Here is a 22,787-nt window from a genome sequence, read left to right as displayed (position 1 = left end):
CGGGCTCGCTCCCACAGTTGATTGGCGGTGTCGCACGGTATTGGATACTTGTGCGCAACCCTGTGGGAGCGAGCCTGCTCGCGATAGCGGTAGGTCAGGCGACATCGATGTTGGATGTGCTGGCCCCATCGCGAGCAAGCTCGCTCCCACAGTTGATTGGCGGTGCCGCACGGTATTGGATACTTGTGCGCAACCCCTGTGGGAGCGAGCCTGCTCGCGATAGCGGTGGGTCAGGCGACATCGATGTTGGATGTGCTGGCCCCATCGCGAGCAAGCTCGCTCCCACAGTTGATTGGCGGTGTGTTGTAGATTAAGGCCACAGGCAACGACCTAAGCCACAGTGATTCTCGAGGCGGGGAGGCGTAGGCCTCCCCGTATCGTTTTTGGAAAGCACATGAATATTCTGATCGTTGGGCCCAGTTGGGTCGGTGACATGGTGATGGCCCAGACACTGTTCCAGTGTCTGAAGCTGCGTCATCCGCAGTGCGAAATCGACGTTCTGGCCCCTGAATGGAGTCGTCCGATCCTTGAGCGCATGCCCGAGGTGCGCAAGGCCTTGAGCTTTCCGCTCGGCCATGGCGTGCTGGAGCTGGCGACTCGCCGGCGCATCGGCAAATCCCTGGTCGGCCACTACGACCAGGCGATCCTGTTGCCCAATTCGCTGAAATCGGCGCTGGTGCCGTTCTTTGCCGGCATTCCCAAGCGCACAGGCTGGCGCGGCGAGTTTCGCTATGGCTTGCTCAATGACGTGCGCACGCTGGACAAAGATCGTTATCCATTGATGATCGAGCGCTTCATGGCCCTGGCCTACGAGCCGGGGGCCGAATTGCCCAAGCCGTATCCGCGGCCGAGCCTGCAAATCGATCCGGTAACGCGCGAAACGGCCCTGGCCAAGTTCGGTCTGACCCTGGATCGCCCGGTATTGGCCCTGTGCCCGGGCGCCGAGTTCGGTGAGTCCAAGCGCTGGCCGGCGGAGCATTACGCCCAGGTTGCCGAGGCGAAGATCCGTGAAGGCTGGCAAGTCTGGCTGTTCGGTTCGAAAAACGATCACTCGGTGGGCGAAGACATCCGTTCGCGGCTGATTCCGGGCCTGCGGGAAGAGTCGGTCAACCTCAGCGGCGACACGTCCCTGGCCGAGGCGATTGACCTGTTATCCTGCGCCGATTCGGTGGTGTCCAATGACTCCGGCTTGATGCACGTCGCGGCCGCGCTGAACCGTCCGTTGGTGGCGGTCTACGGCTCGACTTCGCCGGGTTTTACTCCGCCGTTGGCCGATCAGGTCGAAGTCGTGCGCCTGGGCATCGAGTGCAGTCCATGCTTCGACCGTACCTGCCGCTTCGGCCATTACAACTGCCTGCGCCAGCTGATGCCGCCGGCGGTGAACGAGGCCCTGGAGCGTTTGCAGGGCACTCCCGTGGAGGTCCGGTAACTTGCGGGTATTGTTGATCAAGACCTCTTCGCTGGGGGATGTGGTCCACACGTTGCCAGCGCTGACCGATGCGACGCGGGCAATTCCTGGCATCACATTCGACTGGGTGGTGGAAGAGGGTTTCGCCGAAATCCCTACCTGGCATCCGGCCGTGGGCAAGGTCATCCCGGTGGCGATCCGGCGCTGGCGCAAGAACCTCTGGCAAACCCTCAAAAGCGGTGAATGGCGACGCTTCAAGCAGAGCATTCGCGCCGAAAAATATGATTTGGTGATCGATGCCCAAGGCCTGCTGAAAAGTGCCTGGCTGACCCGCTACGTCAAGGCGCCGGTGGCTGGGCTGGATAAGGATTCGGCGCGTGAACCGCTCGCGGCGCGCTTCTATTCGCGTCGCCTGGCGGTCGCTCGTGGTCAGCATGCGGTGGAGCGTGTACGTCAACTGTTCGCCTTGGCGCTGGGCTATGACTTGCCGCAAACCCAGGGCAGCTATGGCCTGGACATCGACCGACTGGTTGAATTGCCGCGCCCATACACCTACGTGGTGTTCCTGCATGGCACGACGTGGGAATCCAAACATTGGCCTGAGCTCTACTGGCGTCAGCTCACCGAGCGCATGGGGCAATTCGGCGTGGTGGTGAAACTGCCGTGGGGCAACCCAGCCGAGAAGGCCAGGGCCGAGCGCATCGCCAACGGGCTGCGCAATGCCTTGGTGCTGCCGAAATTGAACCTGGGCGGCATGGGCAAGGTGCTCGCCGGTGCCCAGGCCTGCGTGGCCGTGGATACGGGCCTCGGGCATCTGGCCGCCGCTCTGGATGTGCCGACCATCTCGCTGCTCGGTCCGACCAATCCCGTGCTGACCGGCGCCTATGGCAAGGGCCAGATTCATCTCGCCAGTGATTTTCCTTGCGCGCCGTGCATGCAGAAACAATGCACTTACCCACCGACCGCCGAAGATGCCCGGCGGTTCGACCTGAAACGCGAGCAGCCCCTGTGCTTCACGCGTCTGAATCCCGAGCGTGTTGCCAGCCACCTGAGCACGTTATTGGCTGAGGAGCCGCGCTGATGCAATTGGCTTTTGTCCTTTACAAATATTTCCCCTTCGGCGGCCTGCAGCGTGACTTCATGCGCATCGCCTTGGAGTGTCAGCGACGCGGTCACCAGATCCGCGTCTACACGCTGATTTGGGAAGGTGACGTCCCGCCCGGCTTCGAAGTGCTGGTGGCGCCGGTCAAGGCGCTGTTCAATCACCGCCGCAACGAGAAACTCAGCGCGTGGATGGAGGCCGACCTGGCCAAGCGCCCGGTGGACCGGTTGATCGGCTTCAACAAAATGCCCGGCCTGGACGTGTACTACGCCGCCGACGGCTGCTTCGAAGACAAGGCGCAGAACCTGCGCAATTCGCTGTACCGACGCTGGGGGCGCTACCGGCATTTCGCCGAGTACGAGCGGGCCGTGTTCGCCAAGGACGCCAAGACCGAAGTCCTGATGATTTCCGAAGTCCAGCAGCCGCTGTTCATCAAGCACTACGACACGCCGCTGGAGCGCTTTCACCTGCTGCCGCCGGGCATTGCCCACGATCGTCGTCGGCCCGCCGATGCCGATGAGATCAGGGCGGCGTTCCGAGCCGAATTCGAGCTGGCCGACGACGATTTGTTGTTGGTGCAGATCGGCTCCGGGTTCAAGACCAAGGGCGTCGACCGCAGCCTCAAGGCCCTGGCCGCGCTGCCCACGCAATTGAAAAAACGCACTCGGCTGTTTGTAATCGGCCAGGACGACCCCAAGGTATTCCAGATGCAGAGCGCTGCGCTGGGTCTGGGCGATAATGTGCGGTTCCTCAAGGGTCGCAGCGATATCCCGCGTTTCCTGCTCGGTGCCGACCTGTTAATCCACCCGGCCTACAACGAAAACACCGGCACGGTACTGCTCGAAGCGCTGGTGGCCGGGTTGCCGGTGCTGGTCAGCGCGGTGTGCGGGTACGCTCACTACATCGCCGAGGCCGACAGCGGCCTGGTGCTGGATGAGCCGTTCGAACAGGCGCAGTTGACCGAATATCTGAGCCGGATGCTTAGTGATCCGCAAGCGAGGGCGGCCTGGAGCCGCAATGGTCTGGCCTTCGCCGAGACGGCCGACCTCTACAGCATGCCGCAGCACGCGGCCGATGTGATATTGGCGGAGCACGCTTAATGAAATTGATGCTGGCCGAACCGTTCAAGAGCCTTTGGGCCGGGCGCGATGCGTTCGTCGAAGTCGAAGCGCTCCAGGGCGAGGTCTACCGTGAGCTCGAAGCCCGGCGCACCCTGCGCACGGAGGTAGAGGGTCGTGGTTTTTTCGTGAAGATCCATCGTGGCATCGGCTGGGGCGAGATTTTCAAGAACCTGCTCACCGCCAAGCTGCCGGTGCTGGGCGCGGGCCAGGAATGGAAGGCCATCCAACGGCTGCAGGAAGTCGGCGTGCCAACCATGACCGCCGTTGCCTATGGAGAGAAGGGCAACAATCCGGCGGACCAGCATTCCTTTATTGTTACCGAGGAGCTGGCGCCTACCATAAGCCTTGAAGACTTCAGCCTCGACTGGGTCAAGCAGCCTCCGCAGCCCCGGCTAAAGCGAGCACTGATCGCCGAAGTGGCGCGCATGACCGGCATGATGCACCGCGCTGGGGTCAACCATCGCGACTGCTACATCTGCCACTTCCTGCTGCACACCGACAAACCGGTGACGCCCAAGGATTTCAAACTCTCGGTGATCGACCTGCACCGCGCCCAGACCCGTCCGGCTATCACCACGCGCTGGCGTAACAAAGACTTGGCGGCGCTGTATTTCTCCGCGCTGGACATTGGCTTGACCCGGCGCGACAAGCTGCGTTTTCTCAAGGGCTATTTCCAGCAGCCGCTGCGCCAGATCCTGGCGCAAGAGGCTGCGTTGCTGGCCTGGCTCGAAGGCAAGGCCAAGAAACTGTATGAGCGCAAACAGCGGTACGGGGATGCGCTCTGATGTCGGGTTGGAATTTGGAACCCGCCTACGCTGAGCTGGCACAGGATTTCGGCAGCCTCGACGCGGTGTTCGCCCTCCAGGGCGAGCGCCTGACCCGCGATCCACTGTCAGAGGTGATCCGCGTACAGCGCAACGGCGTGAATTATTACGTCAAGCGCTATACCGGCGCCGGCAAGGGCTTGCGTCGTTATCTGGGCAAGCCACGGGTCAAGTCGGAATGGCAGAACCTCAAGCGTTTCGCCAAGTGGGGAATTCCCACAGCGGAAATTGTCGCCTGGGGGCTGGAACGACGGGGTGCGGCCTATGATCGCGGCGCGATGATCACCCGCGAATTGCCGCGCACCGAAGACCTTTCAGCCCTGGCCGAGCGGCACGATTCGCGGCTCGACGATCGCGCCTGGGTCGATGGCGTGAGCCGGCAGCTCGCCGGTTATACCCGGACCATGCACGATCACCGTTTCACCCATAACGACTTGAAATGGCGCAACCTGCTGATCGACGACCGGGCGCGTCTGTTCCTGATCGACTGCCCGAACGGTGACTTCTGGCGCGGCTTCTGGCTCAAGTACCGGATCACCAAAGACCTGGCATGCCTGGACAAAGTCGCCAAATATCATTTGTCGGCCACCCAGCGCCTGCGTTTTTACCTGCAATATCGCCAGCGCGACCGGCTCGATGCGTGCGACAAGAAACGTATTCGCCACGTGGTGAGATTTTTCGAGGGGCGTGAATGACCGATTTCCTGGCCGCCGAAGACCGGGCCTTGCTGGAGCGCCATGGCCTGGACAGCTTCGAAGCCCTCTGGTTGCGCAAGCTGGACGCAGTGGACGAGCCCAATACGGCGGGCGATGGCTGGAGCAGTGTGTTCCGGCTGGAGCTCGAGGGGCAGGGTTATTACCTCAAGCGCCAGAGCAATTACCTGACCCGGACGCTATCGCACCCTTTTGGCGAACCCAGTTTTTCCCGGGAGTTTCGCAACATCAGCCGGTATCGCCAGTTGGGTATCCCAGCGTTGCAAGCGGTCTTCTACGGGCGGCGGAAAGTGGACGGCGAGGTTCGGGCGATTCTGTTGACCCGCGCCTTGGACGGCTGGGATGACCTGGATTCGCTCCTGGAGCGCTGGCCGTCCCTGACGACCGTGCAACGCACCACCATCGTTCAGGCCTGTGGTCACCTGGCGCGGCGACTGCACGACATGCATCAGGTGCATGGCTGTTTCTATCCCAAGCATATTTTTCTGCAGGCCACTGCCGGCGGTCACCAGGCACAGTTGATCGACCTGGAAAAGACCCGTCCGCTGCTGTTCGGGCAGCGTGACCGGGTCAAGGACCTGGAGCCGTTGCTGCGCCGGGCCCGGGCCTGGAGTGAAGAGGATGTGCGTCAGCTGCTGTCTACCTATCTGGACCAACCGCTTGACGGTGCGCTGGTCGATCGATGGTTGGCCCGCCTGAGCGCTCGACGCACTCATAAGGAGACCCGCTGATGCATTTGTCGGAATTGAAAGGCGCTGGCCGCAGCCCAAGCCTGCCCCTGAGCCTGGAGCTGGCGGATGCCGCTGGCCCGGCGCAATTGCAACTGTTGTCACTGTTGCGGGTGCTGCCTGGGCAGCGTTACGTCGGCGCCGGTATCTGGCGCGGCCGGCCGGTGCTGGCCAAGTTACTGGTGGGCAGCAAGGCGCCGCGGCATTTCCAACGAGAGCTGCAAGGTGTTCGCCTCCTCGCGGAACAGGGGCTGACGACCCCATTGCTGCTGGCCGATGGCTTAAAAGAAGGCGAGGGTGGCTGGCTGCTGTTCGAGCTGCTGGAAGGCGCCGAGAGTCTTGGCGATGCCTGGAAGCAGGTCGAACATCTCCCCATGCTGGCGGACGAACAAACGGCGGTGCTGGCCGAGGCGCTGGGCGCTATTGCGCAGCTGCACGGCAAGGGCCTGTGGCAAGAAGATCTGCACCTGGACAATCTGCTGCGCCATGGCGACAAGCTCTATCTCATCGACGGGGCCGGCATTCGCGCCGAAACCCCCGGCCAGCCATTGTCGCGGCAAAAGGTCTTGGAAAACCTGGGGGTGTTTTTCGCCCAGCTTCCAAAATCCATCAAGCCGTTCAATGAAGAGTTGCTGGTGCATTACCTGTTGAGTAACGCCGAACACGCCCTGCCGATGGAAGCGCTGCAAAAACAGATCGACAAGGTCCACGCCTGGCGGCTGAAAGATTTCCTTGAAAAGGTCGGGCGCGAATGCAGCTTGTTCAGCGTGCAGCGCGGGCCGTTCGGCCTGCGGGCTATTCGTCGCGATGAAGAAACGGCCATGGTCCCGGTGCTGGAGCATGCCGATGCGTTGCTTGACCAGGGTCACTTGTACAAGACCGGTGGTGCCGCCAGTGTCGGTAAGGTCGAGTCGAACGGTCGCACCCTGGTAATCAAACGCTACAACATCAAGGGCTTCGCCCACTGGCTCAAGCGCTTCTGGCGCCCGAGCCGAGCCTGGCATTCCTGGCGCGAAGGCCATCGGCTGGCCTTCCTCGGCATCGCCACGCCCAAGCCACTGGCGTTGCTGGAGAAGCGTTTCCTGTGGTTGCGTCGTGGCGCCTATCTGGTCACTGAACACCTGTCTGGCCCGGACATCATCGAACGCTTCGCCCCGCATGTGGAAAGCGGCGAAGCTCCTGAGTCCGAGCTGTTGGCGCTGGATCGCTTGTTCGCCGACCTGATCCGCGAGCGCATCAGCCACGGGGACTTCAAAGGACACAACCTGTTCTGGCAAGACGACCGCTGGGCATTGATCGACCTTGATTCCATGTGCCAACACCGGACCCAGGCCAGCTTCGCCCAAGCCTACGCCCGGGATCGCGCACGGTTCATGCGTAATTGGCCTGAGGGAAGTGCGCTGTATCGGGTGATCGATCAGCGGTTGCCGAAGGCAGTCGATAACACGTCGGCTATCGTGTAACCGCTCACCGTGGCGAGGGAGCTTGCTCCCGCTGGGCTGCGCAGCAGCCCCGACGCCATTCAAAGCGCAGTACCAGGAAAAAACGATTCGCAGTTCCTGTGACGGCTGCGCCGCCGAGCGGGAGCAAGCTCCCTCGCCACGGACCGTGTAAACCCTACGACTCCGCTAGAGGCTTAAGATCGCTTTTAAGCTATAATCCCGCCCTTTAGCTGCCCCGTACCCTTGATGCGTGGCACATCATTTTTTCGCGGCGCTTGTCGCCCGTATGCAGACATAAGAGGCTAGACCCCTGTGGCATTGACGATTCTTGGCCTGTCCGGCGCCCTTAGCCATGATCCTTCCGCAGCGCTGTACATCGACGGCAAGCTGATCGCGGCGGCCGAGGAAGAGCGCTTCGTACGCGATAAACATGCAAAGAACCGCATGCCCTACGAGTCGGCGAAGTTCTGCCTGGAGCAAGCCGGCATCAAGCCGTCTGACGTTGACGTGGTGGCGATCCCCTTTGCCCCGATCAGCCTGTTCGGCGAAGCGCGCTGGCACTACGCCAAGCGCTACTGGTACGCCCCGGACCGTGCCCTCGATGCGATTCTGATGGGCAATCGTCGCTACAAACGTTATCGCCGCAAGATCGTCTGGTGCCTGGAACAACTGGGTTTCGACCCGAAAAAAATCAAGATCGAGCCGGTTGAGCACCACCTGGCCCATGCCTCCAGTGCCTATCACTGCTCGGGTTTCCAGGAAAAAACCGCCATCCTCGGCATCGACGGCAAGGGCGAATACGCCACGACCTTCTTCGGCTATGGCGAAAACGGCAAGATCCACAAGATCAAGGAATTCTACGACCCGGACTCCCTGGGTGGCCTGTACGGCGCGATCACCGAGTTCCTCGGCTTCGAGATGCTCGATGGCGAATTCAAGGTCATGGGCATGGCGCCCTACGGCGACGCCAGCAAATATGATTTCTCGCGCCTGGCCTCGTTCGAAAACGGCCAATTGGTGATCAATACCGATTACGCCAACGTGATCGGCCTGCGCCGCTATAAAGAGAAAGGCAAGGGTTTCTACTTCTCGCCAAAGCTGATCGAGTGGCTCGGTCCGAAACGCGAAGGCGACATCGCCGACGAGCCGTACATTCACTACGCGGCCAGCATGCAAGCGCTGTTCGAGAAGCTTGCGCTGCAAATGATCGATCACTACCTGGGCGACGTGCTCAAGGAAACCGGCAAGCTGGCGTTCGCCGGCGGCTGCGCATTGAACGTCAAACTGAACCAGAAAATCATCGCCCGCGATGACGTCAAGGAGCTGTTCGTGCAACCGGCTTCCGGCGACGCCGGTACGGCGGTGGGCGCGGCGGCTTATGTGTCCCACGCCCGTGGCGTGCCGGTGGAGAAGATGGAACACGTCTACCTCGGCCCAGCCTATAGCAACGAAGATGTGATCGCCGCCTGCGCCCGTCACCCGAGCAAGCCGGCGTGGCGCAAGATCGACAACACCCCTGAGCGCATCGCCAAGATCATGGTCGACGGCAACCCGGTGGCCTGGTTCCAGGGCCGCATGGAGTTTGGCCCGCGGGCCTTGGGCGGTCGCTCGATCATCGGTTGCCCAAGCGCCAGCGGCGTGGCCGACCGCATCAACGAACAGATCAAGTTCCGTGAACGCTGGAGGCCTTTCTGCCCGTCGATGCTCGACACCGTTGCGCCGCAGATGATCAAGGTCGACCACCCGGCACCGTTCATGACCTTCACGTTCGAAGTGGCTGAGGAATGGAAAACCCGCGTGCCGGAAGTGGTCCATGAAGACGGCACCTCCCGGGCCCAAGTGCTCAAGCGTGAATACAACCCGCGTTACTACGACATGATGAAAGCCCTGGAAGTCCTGACCGGCAATGGCGTGTCGCTGAACACCTCACTCAACCGTCGCGGCGAACCCATGATCTGCTCGCCCACCGACGCGCTGAACATGTTCTATGGTTCCGACCTGCAATACCTGATCATGGAGGACATCCTGGTGGTCAAGGACGGCGTGGACGCTTATGACACGCTCGGCTGAGCGACATGTGCTGCAGTTCTGCCACGGTTATGACGGGCCGTTCCTGGACTGCGCCCGTCAGTACGCCAGTCTGTTCGCCGGAACCGGTTATCGTGTGACCACGGTGTTTCTCACCGGCTCGGCGGACGCCGAGGTTGCCGCTGCCTGTGCCTCGGACGAGGTGTTGTTCATGGAGTACAGCTCCAGTGCCATTCGCGGCCTGAAGCTGGGTGCCATCGGCGATCTGCGCAAGATCGCCGCCTCGCGCAATTTCAGTTTCTGCATCGCGCACCGGTTCAAGCCGATCTACATCGCCCTGCTCGGCACTGGGTTGCCGGTGATCGGCGTGCACCATGCCTTTGGCGATTATCAACGGCGTACCCGCCGGTTGTTCGCCCAGGTTTTTCGCAAGCGCCTGAGCTTGCTCGGGGTGTCCGACGCCGTGCGCGACGACATGCGTCGCTGCCTGCCAAAATGGCCGGTCGGCAGGATCCAGACCCTCTACAACCGTATCGATCTGGAGGCCTTGCAGGCCAGCCAGGTTTCCCGGGAGCAGGCGCGACAAACCCTTGGGCTGGAAGCGAACGCCTGGATTGTCGGCAACGTCGGACGCCTGCATCCGGACAAGGACCAGGCCACCCTGCTTCGCGGTTTTGGCGCTGCGCTGGCGTACCTGCCAAGCCACAGCCAACTGGCGATTCTGGGCAAGGGGCGCCTGGAACAGGACCTCAAGGCTCTGGCGCGAGAGTTGGGCATTGCCGACCGCGTGCTGTTTCTCGGCCAGGTGCCAGAGGCCCGTCGTTATTTCCGTGCCTTCGACGCGTTTGCGCTGAGCTCCGATCACGAGCCGTTCGGCATGGTGCTGCTCGAAGCCATGGCTGCCGGCGTGCCGTTGCTGGCCACGGCCTGCGGTGGCGCAAAGGAGGTCGTCGAGGGCGTCGGTATCCTGTTCCCGCTTGGTGACGCCGAGCACATGGCCCAAGGTCTGCAACACCTGGCTGCGATGGACGAATTGCAGCGGCGCCAATGCGCCGAGCTGATGCTGGAGCGCTTGCGCGAACGTTTTTCCGATCGCGCCGTACGCGAGGCATTCTGGCGCTTGCCCCAAGTGACTGAACTGGCGCCGAGGAACTGATGCTCAACCGATTCCAAGGCTGGCGAGAGCGCGGCTGGACCACCACGGATGCCTCGAGTTACGCCCAGGCGTGGCAACGTTTTGGCGGCAGTGTGGCGACACACCCCCTGGTCGTGGAGCGCCTGGCCGCCCTGGCTGGGATTCCCGTGCGTTACCTGGCATTCGAGCAGGGCGGCGAGCTGAAGGCGGCAATTCCGACCTGGGGCCGCGATCTGGCGCTGTCGAAGGACGTGCTCAAGCGCAGCGGAAAAAAAGGCCTGTTCGACCTGGGCAATGCCGAGTTGATCCTGCCGGCCGCGCCCGACACCCAGGCACCGTTGCGTCATCGAGGACGGTATCTGTCGGCGCTCAATGAAGGTCGCTTCAGCGGTTTGAAACTGCAGAAAGAGCAGCTGGCCATGGCTCGCCTGCCGGAAGAACTGTCCAAGAAGTTCCGCTACAACCAGCGCCGTGAATTGCGTCTTCTGGAGGAAGCCGGCGGGCAGGTGCGGCCGGTCGGCGAGTTCTCCAGTACCGAGTTGGCGTCGATCTACTGTGATCTTTTCCAGCGTCGCTGGGGTTTTCCCGCCACCGGTGCCGAGCGCATGGGCGAGGTGGTCGAGCTGCTGCGCGAGCTGCTGATCGGCTCGGTGATTTTTCTCAACGATGCGCCCATCGCCATCCAACTGGTCTATCGCGTCGAAGCGCCTGAATGGATCAGCGTCGAATACATCAATGGCGGCGTCGACCCGCAAACTCGCGAATTCAGCCCGGGCAGCGTTTTGAGCTTCCTCAATACGCAAGGCGCCTGGGAGCACGCCCGGGCCGCTGGCAAGCCGTTGCGGTTTTCCTTTGGCCGGGCGGATCGCGAATACAAGGATCGCTGGTGCAACCCCGTGCCGGTATTCAGCGTATGAACCCGCCGATGAATCGAAAACAACAACTGCTCAAGCGCCATCGTCGCAACAAGCGCGTGGGGCTGTTGTGCGCCCTTGTCGTATTGGGGCTGATAGGCGTTTGGGTGGCCTGGTGGCTGCCGCTGGTGCTGGCGCTGTTGGGCTGGGTAGCCCACGAGGCGTGGTTCGCCGATCATCTGTTCTATTCGCCCAAGGATGACTACCAGTACGATTTTCCCCCCTTCACGCAGCAACCGAAGGTTCACCTCAATGCAGGGCGACTGCGCCTGGATGAAGGTGTGATTCTCGATGACGGCGCGACTCTGGTCCTGGCCTTGCGGATCAAAAGCACCTGGCTGGGGCGTTTCTTCGATCCGAGCGTCGAGTTGTCGGGCGGTGAAGCGGCGGACCGACAAACATTCGAGCGTGGAGTCAACGGCCTGCGCTACCTCAACCTCAGCGAGCAGGGCGCGGTGCTGTCCCGGGGTGAATTGCGCTTGCGCGGACGCTTTTGTCGCTTGTCGGGCGAGCCGATGCTGTGGTCGTTTGCGCCGATGGAGCTACAGCGTCCGCGGCTGATGGTTATCGCGCCCCACGCCGACGATGCGGAACTGGCCGCTTACGGACTCTACAGCCAGGCCGAAGAGGCCTGGATCGTCACCCTGACGGCCGGGGAAATCGAAGCACAACATTACCAGCGCATGGGCCTGGGACGTGCCGAAGCTGCGCGGCTCAAGGGCCGATTGCGCGCCTGGGACAGCCTCGCCGTGCCGCGTTGGGCCGGTGTGCCGCAGGAACACTGCGTGCAACTGGGGTATTTCTGCCTGCAACTGGCGGCGATGCAAGCCGCGCCCGGCCAACCCCAGGGCTCCCGCGAGGCGGATCTGAGCGATACCCGGCTGTTTCGCCAACTGAACCCGTTTGCCTTGCCCGGCGATGCAGACGGTGCGCCGACCTGGAACAACCTGCTGGCGGACTTGCGCGAAGTGCTGCTCAAGGCGCGTCCCGAAGTGATTGTGCTGCCTCACCCGACGCTCGATCCGCATCCCGATCATCTTTGTGCCCACCAGGCTGTCTTGCAGGCGCTGGAAGGACTGGAGTGGCAGCCCTCCGTGCTGCTGGGATACGCCAACCACCTGCACGACAACGATCGTTGGCCCATGGGTGATACCGGCATGGGCGTCGTGTTGCCGCCCCATTTCGACCCGGCCCGGCCGATGCATCCGTTCAGCCTGGGCCTGACCCTGGCCGGGCAACGTGACAAGGCCATGGCGCTGGGCATGATGCATGACCTGCAGCCGCCTGCTCCGTTCAAGCGTCGATTGCGTCGTGGTATCCAGCGTCTGTTGGCCGGGCGCCGGGAGTCGCCCTATGGCGAGAATGAATTCTTTCGCAAGGCTGTACGCCGTCATGAACTGTTCTGGCGGCTTTAAGGGCCCAGGGGGCTACAAGGCCTCCGGTTATCTATCAAGTCGTTCGGTGCCGCAAGGAAGACGATGAAAGTTCTGTTTCTGGTGCAGAAAGAACAACGGGCCATCCTGGATCGGCTCTATGAAGGTGTCGCCGCCCATTGCGAGTGCGACCTGCGCTGGCTCGACAGCCAGGAGCAACGCAACCTGCGAGGCTACTTCCGGAGACACGTGGACGTCTCCCGCTACGACCGGATTGTATTTTTCCTGCGCTTCAAGCAGGAAATCCGCCAGGCGGGGTTCATCCGCACGATCCCCAACCTGGTGATCCTGGAGCATGATGCCTACCAGAACTACATCCCGTGCAAATACACCGGCAAGTTCAGCGCTCATTACCGACGCCTGCCGTGGGTGCGGGTCATCAGCTCCGGGTTCATGGTGACCGAACGCTTGCGTGCCGAAGGGTTCGATGCGGTTTTCGTACCCAAGGGCTATGATCAATCGCTGTTGCAAGACCAGCAGCGCGAGCGGGACATCGAGCTGGCGTTTGTCGGCAGTACCAACAGCGTCGCCTATAGCGGGCGCAAGGCATTGCTGGACGAGCTGGCGCGCGTCGAGCCGCTGGTCGTCACCCGTACCAAGTCCGGCGAAGAGTATTGCGAAACTCTCAATCGGATCCGCTTCTTCGTCAGTGCCGATGTGGGCATGGGCGAGTACATGATCAAGAATTTCGAGGCGATGGCCTGCGGTTGTGTGCTGCTGGCCTATGATCAAGGCGCCGAGGAAGCGCGGGCGCTGGGGTTGCAGGACATGCATAACGTGGTGTTGTATCGGGACATCCCGCAACTTCAGGAAAAACTTTCCCGGCTGCGCGCCGAGCCCGAACTGGCGCAAAGTATCGCCCGCAACGGCCACAGGCTGGCATTGGAGCAGTTCAGCTTCGCGCGTATCGGACAAAAAATCGTGGAAGCGCTGGAACCTCCGCTGCGACCGCGCGAACCGTTGAGTCTGCTAGAGTCCTTGCGCCAGAAACTGGGTATTTAACAAAAACCGCGATGCCATCCAACGACCTGGGTGGCATTTGACTAAATGGTATTTCAGTGCAGTTTTCCGACGATAGTGACATCACCCTGGTGGTCACCAGTTGCGGCCGGCTCGACCTGCTCAAGCGGACGCTCGAGAGTTTCGACCGTTTCAATACTGCGCCTATCCGCGAAGTGTTCATTACCGAAGATGCGGGCGACGATGGGGTGCATGAGGTCCTTCCTGCCCATTGGAAGGCGCACTGCACGGTTTTCATCAATCGGCCGAAGCTGGGGCAGCTGGCGTCGATCGATCTGGCCTACGGACACGTCAAGACAGCGTATATCTTCCACTGCGAGGATGACTGGGAGTTCTACCGCCCGGGGTTCGTGGAGGACTCTCTGACGGTCCTGCAACTGCGGCCCGAGATTCTCCAGGTATGGCTGCGCAATTATGTCTACGACCTGTGTGTCCACAGTCCCTACATTCGCTTGGGCGAGCGTCAGCTGATCGGCGGCGTGCCGTGCTATCCACTGATATCCGACAAGCCTGAATGGCAGAGTTTTTCCCTCAACCCTGGCCTGCGCCGTTTGAAGGAATACCAGTTGTGCGCCCCGTTTGCCGGTTTTGGTGGCGAAAAGGCCCTGTCGCTTCGTTACGCTCAACTGAACTTGACCGCGGTCACCCTTGAAGGGGATGCTGTTTTACACACCGGATTCGGTGTCCATGTCGAAGTCCCTGTCGAACGCCAGCGCAAGGCGCGTCGCAGGCGCCGTGAGCAAATCAAGCTCTTTCTGATCCTTTTGCTCGGAGTCTGTGTTGGCTGGCTTATCAATTATTGAGTTTCTCGAAGCACGAGTTCGGGTCCGCGATCAAAGGTTTGCTGCTCGATGAGCATTATTAATGTTATGTGGGCAGGCGGTTCGCCATTCGCTTCGGTGCATAAGGTCCATCGCCAGATACTTTCACAAATCGACCCGGCGATGCCTATCAGGACATGGCTCTTGCAGGGCTCGGAATCTGCGTGCCTGGAGGGCGTGGGTCCGGCGCGTGAATGGAACCTGACCTCGGCGAAACTCAAGGGGCGGCACTTCTGGCGCCTGTTCAGGCCCTGGATGCACAGCCGTTTTCGCCAGGCGCTGCTCGACAGCGCTGCCCAAGTGGTCCTGCTCGACGGCCTCGGTGTGGCTCGTACCCTGTTGCCAGTATTGAAGGACATGCCGCACATCCATGTGGTGGTGATATTCCACGGGGCGACACGGCTCAATGCCGTGGGCCGGGATCTGCTGCGCGGCTTTGCGCCCTCGCGCCTGGCCCTGGCTGCGGTGTCGCAGACATTGGCGGCATCGCTGCAGGAAGCGCTGGGGTTGCCGGTCACTGCGTTGCGCAGTGCATTCGATCCGGCCGGATTCCAGACCTGCCTCCTGCCACGTGAAGAGGCTCGTGCCCGGATGCACTTGCCTTTGGCGGGCCCCCGCATATTCGGCGCCGTGGGGCGGCTGGTGGACAAGAAGGGCTTCGCCAGTTTGCTCGATGCCTTTGCCCTGGCGGCTGTCGCGCAGCCTGACTGGCGCCTGGTGATCGTCGGCGAAGGGCCTGCACGGGAAGCACTGCAGGCGCGCATCGACCAGCCGGACCTGGTCGACAAGGTATTGCTTGCCGGGCATCTGGAAGACGTGGCGAAGCTCTATAGAGCGTTCGACTGGGTGCTGGTCCCCTCCTTTGAAGAGGGCCTTGGCCTGATTCTTCAGGAGGCGATCCTGGCCGGCGTTCCGGTGCTGGCCAGTGACCTGGCGGTGTTCCGCGAACAGCTGGCCGATGCCGGTTGGTATGCGCCTGCCGGCGATGAGAGTGCCTGGGGCGAGGCGATCACGCGGGCTTCAGAGGCTTCGGCCGAAGCCGTCGCGGCGGCGCAATACCAGGCATTGGCGCCGGACGAGGCATGGTCGGGTTTCTGCCGGACCGCCCGGGAATTGATCTCAGGCAGGCAGTAGGGCGTTTTCCAGCGCTTGCATCGGAAAGCTCCCGTTCAGGTTTTCCCGCGCAATATAACGAGCGAAATGCTGCAAGTTGCGGCGCGCCAGATAGCGCGGCAATGGCGAGCGCAGGAAGCGCATGTCGGCGACATCGATCAGCCCCAGGGTGTTTTCCGGAGTGACGACGATATTGCCCAAGTGCAACGAGCGAAAATAGACACCACGGGCGTGGAGGCTGCGGATCAGTTCGATCAGGTCCGGGAGGCGCTGTTGCCAGCTGAAGCTCTCCTGATTCGACAATTGGCGCAGGGTTTTTCCCGGAAGCGGCCGATACAGTACGGCGGTCATGCCGGGCTTTTGCAGTTTGTAGTAGGCAAGCACTTCGAGAGTCGGTACGCCGAGTTCTTGCAAGCGGGCCGCGTTTTTGATGAATCGCGTCGAATAGGGCCTCAACAGGGCCGACGAAAATAGCCGCTTGCGGCGAAACAGTTTGAGGATGTTTCCATCCTGCAACAGATAGACTTTTGGGCCGTAGCTGTCGGCCTCCAGAATGCTGGCGCCTTCAATCAATTGATTCAAAGCGGCTTGGGGAAGCCGTGAGGATTGCATCGTAGGGAAACCTTGTTGAAAGAACCGGTGCCGTGGCGGGCCATGATGCCCAAAAGTTTTTGTTTTAACCATGCCGGTTTGGCTGGTACATCGATTAGGAGCTTTGGATGCAAGCAACACGTTGGGCGCAGGTATGGATGGCCTTTGGCTTGTCATGGTTTTTGCTGGCGATCGCACTGGCACCCGCCAACAAGGTTTATCAACAAGGAATGATCGCATTCGTCTGGTTGCCCGCGATCCTGTTCGCCTGGCCCGCGCGGCACAGGCTGGTGGAGTTATGGCGCGCCCAGCGCTTGATCTACACGGCGTTGCTGGCATTGATGGCGTGGGCATTGATCACCCTGTTCTGGGCCGAGTCGCCGGAGCCCGTGCGCGAAGCCAAGCGGTTGTTGTACATCCTGATATTCCTGATGTTCTTCCCGATTTTCGCTGACGGTCGACCTGAGCGGGTGATCCGTATCATGCAGTGGGGCGGTGTTGGGCTAGCCCTGACGGCCTTGATGGCAATGATTCATTTCTATGGCATCGAGAACCAGCGCTGGGTGGCGCGTCTCGAGGGGCTGGGCGAGTTGTCCCATCCGATCCTGGGTGGCTACGTGATTGGCCTCGCGGCGATCTGGATGCTGCATTGGGTGCCGCGTCGTATCGGGCTGCAAGCTGTGTGTGCCGTGGCCTTGGCTCTGCTGGGCTTGTTCGTGGTCATGAGCCAGAGTCGCGGCGCGGCCCTGGCCTTGTTGCTCAGCGTACTGGCCATGCCGCTTTACTGCCGGGACTCGCGTACTCGTTTGATTGCCGCCGCGGCGCTGGTGCTGGCGATGGTGACTTTCTGGTTGCTGGAACCCTTGGTGATGGCCCGCGGAGCTTCCTATCGTCCGGAAATTTTTGCGTCCAGCCTGCAGATTATTTCCGAGCATCCCTGGGGGGGGCTGGGATTGGCAGGCGACTACCGGGTTCCTGTCGGTGGCCGTTTGTTCGACCACTCGCATAACCTGTTCACCCACGTTGCCATTCAGTTGGGCCTGCCCGGAATGTTGATATGGTGCGTGGTCTGGTTCGCGGTGCTGCGCGAGGCCTGGCGTGCCCGTGACACCCTGCTGGGCCGAGGCGTGCTGGGCATGTGGGTGTTTTCGTTCCTGGCGATGCAGTTCGACGCGGCGAGCCTGACGGGCACCCCGCGCGCCGAGTGGTTCATCACTTGGCTGCCGGTCGGCATGGCCAGCCTTTTGACCTGGGCGCGGGCCAATCCCGATGGCTGTGATAAAATCCCGCGCTCTTCCTAACCAGTGAGCTCGACGATGAGTGACGCACCGCCTAAAGCGGAACAGGATTCCAGCCTGAAAATCTATTTCCGGCTGCTGGGATACGTCAAACCCTACTTGGGCATTTTCCTGCTGAGTATCGTGGGCTTCGTGATATTTGCGTCCACCCAGCCCATGCTGGCCGGGATACTCAAATATTTTGTCGACGGGTTGAGCAATCCCGATGCGGTACTGTTTCCCAGCGTGCCGTATCTCAAGGATTTGAAGCTGCTGATGGCCGTGCCGCTGCTGATCATCCTGATCGCTGCCTGGCAGGGCCTGGGGTCGTTCCTAGGCAACTATTACCTGGCCAAGGTCTCGCTGGGGCTGGTGCATGATCTGCGGGTCGAGTTGTTCAACAAGCTGCTGGTCCTGCCCAACCGCTATTTCGACACCCACAATTCCGGTCATCTGATTTCCCGGATCACCTTCAACGTGACCATGGTCACCGGTGCTGCCACGGACGCCATCAAGGTGGTGATTCGCGAAGGCCTCACCGTGGTGTTCCTCTTCGCTTACCTTGTGTGGATGAACTGGAAACTGACCTTGGTGATGCTGGCGATCCTGCCATTGATTGCAGTGATGGTCAGCAGCACCAGCAAGAAATTCCGCAAACAAAGCAAAAAGATCCAGGTGGCCATGGGCGACGTGACCCACGTCGCCTCTGAGACCATCCAGGGTTATCGGGTGGTGCGCAGCTTCGGTGGCGAGGCCTATGAAGAGCAGCGTTTTGCCAGCGCCAGCCAAGGCAATACCGACAAACAACTGCGCATGACCCGCACCGGCGCGGTCTACACGCCGATGCTGCAATTGGTGATTTACACCGCCATGGCCGCGCTGATGTTCCTGGTACTGTTCCTGCGCGGTGACGCGACAGCGGGCGATCTGGTGGCCTACATCACCGCGGCGGGCCTGCTGCCCAAGCCGATTCGCCAACTCTCGGAAGTCAGCTCCACGATCCAGAAGGGCGTGGCGGGCGCCGAAAGCATCTTCGAGCAATTGGACGTCGAGCCCGAAGTGGATAAAGGCACGGTCGAGCAGGAGCGCGTGAGCGGCCGTCTCGATGTGCGCAACCTGAGCTTTACCTACCCGGGCGCCGATCGGGAAGTGCTCAAGGACATCAGCTTCACCGCTGACCCTGGGCAGATGATCGCCCTGGTAGGGCGGTCGGGCAGCGGCAAGTCGACCCTGGCCAGCCTGATCCCGCGTTTCTATCACCACGAAGTCGGCCAGATCCTGCTCGATGACGTGGAAATCGAAGATTATCGACTGCGCAACCTGCGCCGGCATGTGGCCCAGGTGACCCAGCACGTCACGTTGTTCAACGATACGGTGGCCAACAATATCGCCTACGGCGACCTGGCCGGCGCGCCGCGGGCCGACATCGAAAAAGCCGCCCAGGACGCCTACGCGATGGACTTCATCGCGCAGCTTCCCCACGGCCTGGACACCGAGGTCGGCGAAAACGGCGTGCTGTTGTCCGGTGGCCAGCGCCAACGGCTGGCGATTGCCCGGGCGTTGTTGAAAAACGCGCCGCTGTTGATCCTCGATGAGGCCACCTCGGCACTGGACACCGAGTCCGAGCGGCATATCCAGGCCGCGCTGGACCAGGTCATGAAAGGCCGTACGACCCTGGTCATCGCGCATCGGCTGTCGACCATCGAAAAGGCCGACATGATCCTGGTCATGGATCAGGGGCGCATCGTCGAACGCGGCACCCATGGCGAACTGCTCGCGCAAAATGGCTATTACGCGCGTCTTCATGCCATGGGCCTGGATGTTCCCACCCAGGACATCGCCTGAATACGAGGCCAAGGCTATGCTCTGGTGCATGACGACGATGGAATGCTCGACATGGATGAGACAACAAGGGCATCAAAGCAACAATCGCAGGCTCAGCCGGGCGCGCTGACACTTTCGCCCTCGGACCGGGCGGCCATCAAGATCCAGCGGCCTCGCTGTTTCTGGTTGACCGGGCTGTCGGGGGCTGGAAAGTCGACCTTGGCCAATGCCCTGGAAGTTCGCCTTCACCAGCAAGGCCTGCATACCGCTTTGCTGGACGGCGACAACCTGCGCAGGGGGCTTTGCAGTGACCTTGGGATGGATGCCGGCTCCCGAAAGGAAAACGTGCGGCGAATAGCCGAAGTGGCGCGCTTGATGGTCGAAGCAGGGCTGATTGTCATCGTCGCGGCGATTTCGCCGTTTCGGGCCGATCGAGACGCGGCACGACTGCTCTTTTCCCAAAATGACTTCATCGAAGTCTACGTCAGTACGCCGTTCGACGTGTGTGCCGAGCGCGACCCCAAGGGGCTGTACCGCGAAGCCCTAGCCGGGCGGATCAAGCATTTCACCGGTCTCGATAGTCCTTACGAGGCGCCGCTGGCGGCCGAATGCGAAATCGATACCAGCGAGATGGAGCTGGCCCAGGCCTGCGCGCAGATGATGGCATTGCTGTGTGAAAACAATGAAAGCGCGGCTTGATACTTCCGGTCACCGCCATGGACGAGCCTCCCCCAACCCTGTGCTAATATCGCGCCCCTGTTCATTTTGTATGTGGGATGTTCCATGAAGTTGTCCATGCCGCGATTCGATCAAGCCCCTGTATTGGTGGTCGGCGATGTCATGCTCGACCGCTATTGGCATGGCGGTACATCACGGATTTCCCCCGAGGCGCCGGTACCGGTGGTCAGGGTCGAGCACATCGAGGACCGTCCCGGCGGTGCCGCCAACGTTGCCCTGAACATCGCCGCCCTCGGCGCCCCGGCTTCCCTGGTCGGCGTGACCGGCGACGATGAAGCGGCAGAGAGCCTGGCCAACAGCCTGGAAGGCGCTGGCGTGCGGGCGATCTTCCAGCGCATCGCGCACCAGCCGACCATCGTCAAGCTGCGGGTCATCAGTCGTCACCAGCAACTGCTGCGCATCGACTTCGAAGAACCGTTCGCCACCGACCCGCTGTCCCTGGGCGCCGAGGTCGACAACCTGCTCGACGGTATCAAGGTCTTGGTGTTGTCGGACTACGGCAAGGGCGCGTTGAAGAACCATCAAGTGCTGATCCAGGCTGCCCGTGCCCGCGGTATTCCCGTGCTGGCCGACCCCAAGGGCAAGGATTTTTCCATCTACCGTGGCGCGAGCCTGATTACCCCTAACCTCAGCGAGTTCGAAGCCATCGTCGGTGGTTGCGCCGATGAGCACGAACTGGTGAGCAAGGGCGCACAGCTGATGCACGACCTGGATCTTGGGGCGTTGCTGGTTACCCGCGGCGAGCACGGCATGACCCTGCTGCGTCCCGATCATCCGGCCCTGCATCTTCCGGCCCGTGCCCGCGAAGTATTTGACGTGACGGGCGCCGGTGACACGGTGATCTCCACCCTGGCCGCGGCGATTGCCGCCGGCGAGGAACTGCCCCACGCGGTTGCCCTGGCGAACCTGGCGGCGGGCATTGTCGTCGGCAAGCTGGGTACGGCGGCGATCAGCGCCCCGGAACTGCGGCGCGCGATCCAGCGCGAAGAGGGATCGGAGCGCGGTGTGCTGGGGCTGGAGCAACTATTGCTGGCTGTCGATGACGCGCGCGCCCATAAAGAGAAAATCGTTTTCACCAACGGTTGTTTCGACATTCTCCATGCTGGCCATGTGACCTACCTCGAGCAGGCCCGGGCCCAGGGTGATCGCTTGATCGTCGCGGTCAATGACGATGCTTCCGTGAGCCGCTTGAAAGGGCCGGGCCGGCCGATCAACAGCGTCGACCGCCGCATGGCGGTCCTGGCCGGCCTTGGCGCGGTGGATTGGGTTATCAGCTTCAGCGAAGGCACGCCGGAAAACCTGTTGCGCCAGGTCAAGCCGGATGTGCTGGTCAAGGGCGGCGACTACGGTATCGACCAGGTCGTGGGTGCCGACATCGTTTCCGCCTATGGGGGCACGGTGAAGGTGCTGGGGCTGGTGGAAAACAGCTCGACGACGGCGATTGTGGAAAAGATCCGCAATAACTGATTTATCTGACAAAGCGCAGCACTTGTGGGTGCGAGCACGCTCGCTCCCACAAGGGTTCGTTGTCCGGTCAGAAAAATCGGCGTCAGGCCTAACGAGCCACCTTGCTCGGGACGATTTTCTTGAGCAGCTGCCGCGCCTTGCCCTTGAGCCGGGTCAGCCCGGACTCCTTGCCCGGTGGCGTCAGCCCTTGCTGGCGTAGCCAGTCCTTCCAGCGAATCCGCTCGTCACGCACCAGCCAACCGTCCTGCCGGGCGAAGCTCTCCGCCAGGTATAAGCCACGGGTGCTGGCCGCAAGCAGCTGATCTTTCTTCAACGTATACAGTTCGGGCAGCGGTTGTCCGTCCTGCAGCGGCATCAGGTAAAGATCGGGTCGCTTGCGGTCCAGGCGCGCCACCAATTGATCGCCCTCCAGACGCTCATCGACATGAAACAGGCTCAGTGACTTGGCTTCCTTGGGCACGTCCAGGCGCAAGTCATAAATCAATTGCAGGGAGGCCGTCGGCAGATGCACGTAGGCCCGTGGTCGTTCGATCAGTTGCAGATTGGCGCAGCGCACCGGCCGGGCCGAGCCGGACAGCGGAGCCAGGCGAAACGGCAAGGCTTCGCGATAATGCAGTGCGCTCGAATAAGGCGCCGGGAGCCAGGTGTCGTTGAAGCGCCCGCCGAGCCAACCTTCAGGTGTTTCCAAAAGGCATTCTTCGGCTATTTCGTTGATGGCGGTAAGCAGCGGCAGGTTCAGCTCATGGGCCGGGACATAGCCGGAGATCAGCTTGAGCACCACGTCGCCGCGATCCTGCCGACGCTGACGCACCAATACCCAATACTCGCGGTTCTGCCAGTGCAGGGTCAGGCGCACCGAGACGCCCAGGTTCGCAAGCTCCAGGGAGAAACGCTCGGCATCGTCCACAGCCACGGGACGCCGCCGCTGCAAGGTCTGGGCAAAATTGAGCGGCATTCCCACGCTCTGGTAAGTCAGGCCTTCGGGAGTCGCTTCGACGGAAAGGGGCAGAGTCTTGAAGTTACTTGGATTTTTTCTGATGAGCGTACGCGGCATGTCGGCTCCTTCCTTAAGGCCGCGTAGGGCGGCG

20 protein-coding genes are annotated in these 22,787 nt (G+C 61.6%); 18 read left to right on the top strand and 2 right to left on the bottom strand.

All coding sequences use genetic code 11. From position 1 onward, the window contains the following. Window positions 1-394: 394 nt before the first annotated feature. The 14 genes from waaF (at window position 395) to J3P81_RS22510 (ending at window position 15,823) form a co-directional block, all read left to right on the top strand. Window positions 395-1,429, top strand: a complete 1,035-nt coding sequence (gene waaF, locus J3P81_RS22575) for a lipopolysaccharide heptosyltransferase II (protein WP_434561014.1) — start codon at window positions 395-397, stop codon at window positions 1,427-1,429. Between the two features lies 1 nt (window position 1,430). Beyond that, a complete protein-coding gene (waaC, locus tag J3P81_RS22570) occupies window positions 1,431-2,489 on the top strand; it encodes a lipopolysaccharide heptosyltransferase I (RefSeq protein ID WP_434561012.1) in 1,059 nt (352 codons plus the stop codon). Next, a complete protein-coding gene (locus J3P81_RS22565) occupies window positions 2,489-3,610 on the top strand; it encodes a glycosyltransferase family 4 protein (RefSeq protein WP_434561010.1) in 1,122 nt (373 codons plus the stop codon). The genes waaC and J3P81_RS22565 overlap by 1 nt, the downstream gene beginning before the upstream one ends. Then, window positions 3,610-4,416, top strand: a complete 807-nt coding sequence (rfaP, locus tag J3P81_RS22560; RefSeq protein WP_434561008.1) for a lipopolysaccharide core heptose(I) kinase RfaP — start codon at window positions 3,610-3,612, stop codon at window positions 4,414-4,416. Before J3P81_RS22565 ends, rfaP begins: the two co-directional genes overlap by 1 nt. Further along, the gene (locus J3P81_RS22555) at window positions 4,416-5,150 is read left to right on the top strand and encodes a lipopolysaccharide kinase InaA family protein (protein ID WP_434561006.1); all 735 of its coding nucleotides are present in this window, start codon (window positions 4,416-4,418) and stop codon (window positions 5,148-5,150) included. Before rfaP ends, J3P81_RS22555 begins: the two co-directional genes overlap by 1 nt. Next, the gene (locus J3P81_RS22550; protein WP_420766147.1) at window positions 5,147-5,899 is read left to right on the top strand and encodes a lipopolysaccharide kinase InaA family protein; all 753 of its coding nucleotides are present in this window, start codon (window positions 5,147-5,149) and stop codon (window positions 5,897-5,899) included. The genes J3P81_RS22555 and J3P81_RS22550 overlap by 4 nt, the downstream gene beginning before the upstream one ends. Continuing rightward, a complete protein-coding gene (locus tag J3P81_RS22545; protein WP_434561004.1) occupies window positions 5,899-7,359 on the top strand; it encodes a lipopolysaccharide kinase InaA family protein in 1,461 nt (486 codons plus the stop codon). The genes J3P81_RS22550 and J3P81_RS22545 overlap by 1 nt, the downstream gene beginning before the upstream one ends. A gap of 291 nt (window positions 7,360-7,650) precedes the next feature. Beyond that, a complete protein-coding gene (locus J3P81_RS22540; protein WP_420766149.1) occupies window positions 7,651-9,408 on the top strand; it encodes a carbamoyltransferase family protein in 1,758 nt (585 codons plus the stop codon). Then, window positions 9,392-10,522 (top strand): glycosyltransferase, encoded by a 1,131-nt coding sequence (locus J3P81_RS22535; protein WP_420766150.1) that lies wholly within the window; start codon window positions 9,392-9,394, stop codon window positions 10,520-10,522. The genes J3P81_RS22540 and J3P81_RS22535 overlap by 17 nt, the downstream gene beginning before the upstream one ends. Next, window positions 10,522-11,418, top strand: coding sequence for an antimicrobial resistance protein Mig-14 (locus tag J3P81_RS22530; RefSeq protein ID WP_420766151.1), 897 nt, complete (start codon window positions 10,522-10,524; stop codon window positions 11,416-11,418). Before J3P81_RS22535 ends, J3P81_RS22530 begins: the two co-directional genes overlap by 1 nt. Window positions 11,419-11,426: 8 nt before the next feature. After that, window positions 11,427-12,830, top strand: coding sequence for a PIG-L deacetylase family protein (locus J3P81_RS22525; RefSeq protein ID WP_434561002.1), 1,404 nt, complete (start codon window positions 11,427-11,429; stop codon window positions 12,828-12,830). A gap of 63 nt (window positions 12,831-12,893) precedes the next feature. Continuing rightward, window positions 12,894-13,850 carry a glycosyltransferase family protein gene (locus J3P81_RS22520; RefSeq protein ID WP_434561000.1) on the top strand — a complete coding sequence of 319 codons (957 nt, stop codon included), beginning with the start codon at window positions 12,894-12,896 and terminating at the stop codon, window positions 13,848-13,850. 56 nt (window positions 13,851-13,906) lie between these two features. Next, window positions 13,907-14,671, top strand: coding sequence for a glycosyltransferase family 2 protein (locus J3P81_RS22515; protein WP_420766154.1), 765 nt, complete (start codon window positions 13,907-13,909; stop codon window positions 14,669-14,671). Between the two features lie 48 nt (window positions 14,672-14,719). Beyond that, window positions 14,720-15,823: a glycosyltransferase gene (locus J3P81_RS22510; protein ID WP_434560998.1), complete on the top strand. Its 1,104-nt coding sequence runs from the start codon at window positions 14,720-14,722 to the stop codon at window positions 15,821-15,823. Here J3P81_RS22510 and J3P81_RS22505 read toward each other — a convergent pair. Beyond that, complete coding sequence (locus J3P81_RS22505) at window positions 15,809-16,414, bottom strand: toluene tolerance protein (RefSeq protein ID WP_420766313.1); 606 nt, start codon at window positions 16,412-16,414, stop codon at window positions 15,809-15,811. The two genes, J3P81_RS22510 and J3P81_RS22505, sit on opposite strands and share 15 nt — an antisense overlap. A 107-nt stretch (window positions 16,415-16,521) precedes the next feature. Between J3P81_RS22505 and J3P81_RS22500 the strand changes: the two genes are divergently transcribed. The 4 genes from J3P81_RS22500 to hldE all read left to right on the top strand — a co-directional run bounded on the left by J3P81_RS22500 (window position 16,522) and on the right by hldE (window position 21,699). After that, window positions 16,522-17,694: an O-antigen ligase family protein gene (locus tag J3P81_RS22500; RefSeq protein ID WP_420766156.1), complete on the top strand. Its 1,173-nt coding sequence runs from the start codon at window positions 16,522-16,524 to the stop codon at window positions 17,692-17,694. Window positions 17,695-17,709: 15 nt separating this feature from the next. Continuing rightward, window positions 17,710-19,515, top strand: coding sequence for a lipid A export permease/ATP-binding protein MsbA (gene msbA, locus J3P81_RS22495; protein ID WP_420766157.1), 1,806 nt, complete (start codon window positions 17,710-17,712; stop codon window positions 19,513-19,515). A gap of 51 nt (window positions 19,516-19,566) precedes the next feature. Beyond that, window positions 19,567-20,193, top strand: a complete 627-nt coding sequence (cysC, locus tag J3P81_RS22490; RefSeq protein ID WP_434560996.1) for an adenylyl-sulfate kinase — start codon at window positions 19,567-19,569, stop codon at window positions 20,191-20,193. Window positions 20,194-20,277: 84 nt separating this feature from the next. Next, a complete protein-coding gene (gene hldE / locus J3P81_RS22485; RefSeq protein WP_420766159.1) occupies window positions 20,278-21,699 on the top strand; it encodes a bifunctional D-glycero-beta-D-manno-heptose-7-phosphate kinase/D-glycero-beta-D-manno-heptose 1-phosphate adenylyltransferase HldE in 1,422 nt (473 codons plus the stop codon). Between the two features lie 88 nt (window positions 21,700-21,787). Here hldE and J3P81_RS22480 read toward each other — a convergent pair whose 3' ends face one another. Next, a complete protein-coding gene (locus J3P81_RS22480) occupies window positions 21,788-22,753 on the bottom strand; it encodes a metal ABC transporter ATPase (RefSeq protein ID WP_434560994.1) in 966 nt (321 codons plus the stop codon). Window positions 22,754-22,787: the final 34 nt, after the last annotated feature.

Source organism: Pseudomonas sp. R1-6 (assembly GCF_051132115.1).
Lineage (GTDB): Bacteria > Pseudomonadota > Gammaproteobacteria > Pseudomonadales > Pseudomonadaceae > Aquipseudomonas.
The sequence above is the reverse complement of the archived record's forward strand: the minus strand, read 5'-3'. Positions and strand labels throughout refer to the sequence as shown.

Bases quoted from the DNA above. Each gene is read 5' to 3' on its own strand.
- waaF (WP_434561014.1), top strand. From the start codon at position 395: ATGAATATTCTGATCGTTGGGCCCAGTTGGGTCGGTGACATGGTGATG.
- J3P81_RS22565 (WP_434561010.1), top strand. From the start codon at position 2,489: ATGCAATTGGCTTTTGTCCTTTACAAATATTTCCCCTTCGGCGGCCTG.
- rfaP (WP_434561008.1), top strand. From the start codon at position 3,610: ATGAAATTGATGCTGGCCGAACCGTTCAAGAGCCTTTGGGCCGGGCGC.
- J3P81_RS22555 (WP_434561006.1), top strand. From the start codon at position 4,416: ATGTCGGGTTGGAATTTGGAACCCGCCTACGCTGAGCTGGCACAGGAT.
- J3P81_RS22550 (WP_420766147.1), top strand. From the start codon at position 5,147: ATGACCGATTTCCTGGCCGCCGAAGACCGGGCCTTGCTGGAGCGCCAT.
- J3P81_RS22545 (WP_434561004.1), top strand. From the start codon at position 5,899: ATGCATTTGTCGGAATTGAAAGGCGCTGGCCGCAGCCCAAGCCTGCCC.
- J3P81_RS22535 (WP_420766150.1), top strand. From the start codon at position 9,392: ATGACACGCTCGGCTGAGCGACATGTGCTGCAGTTCTGCCACGGTTAT.
- J3P81_RS22530 (WP_420766151.1), top strand. From the start codon at position 10,522: ATGCTCAACCGATTCCAAGGCTGGCGAGAGCGCGGCTGGACCACCACG.
- J3P81_RS22525 (WP_434561002.1), top strand. From the start codon at position 11,427: ATGAATCGAAAACAACAACTGCTCAAGCGCCATCGTCGCAACAAGCGC.
- J3P81_RS22520 (WP_434561000.1), top strand. From the start codon at position 12,894: ATGAAAGTTCTGTTTCTGGTGCAGAAAGAACAACGGGCCATCCTGGAT.
- J3P81_RS22510 (WP_434560998.1), top strand. From the start codon at position 14,720: ATGAGCATTATTAATGTTATGTGGGCAGGCGGTTCGCCATTCGCTTCG.
- J3P81_RS22505 (WP_420766313.1), bottom strand. From the start codon at position 16,414: ATGCAATCCTCACGGCTTCCCCAAGCCGCTTTGAATCAATTGATTGAA.
- J3P81_RS22500 (WP_420766156.1), top strand. From the start codon at position 16,522: ATGCAAGCAACACGTTGGGCGCAGGTATGGATGGCCTTTGGCTTGTCA.
- msbA (WP_420766157.1), top strand. From the start codon at position 17,710: ATGAGTGACGCACCGCCTAAAGCGGAACAGGATTCCAGCCTGAAAATC.
- cysC (WP_434560996.1), top strand. From the start codon at position 19,567: ATGGATGAGACAACAAGGGCATCAAAGCAACAATCGCAGGCTCAGCCG.
- hldE (WP_420766159.1), top strand. From the start codon at position 20,278: ATGAAGTTGTCCATGCCGCGATTCGATCAAGCCCCTGTATTGGTGGTC.
- J3P81_RS22480 (WP_434560994.1), bottom strand. From the start codon at position 22,753: ATGCCGCGTACGCTCATCAGAAAAAATCCAAGTAACTTCAAGACTCTG.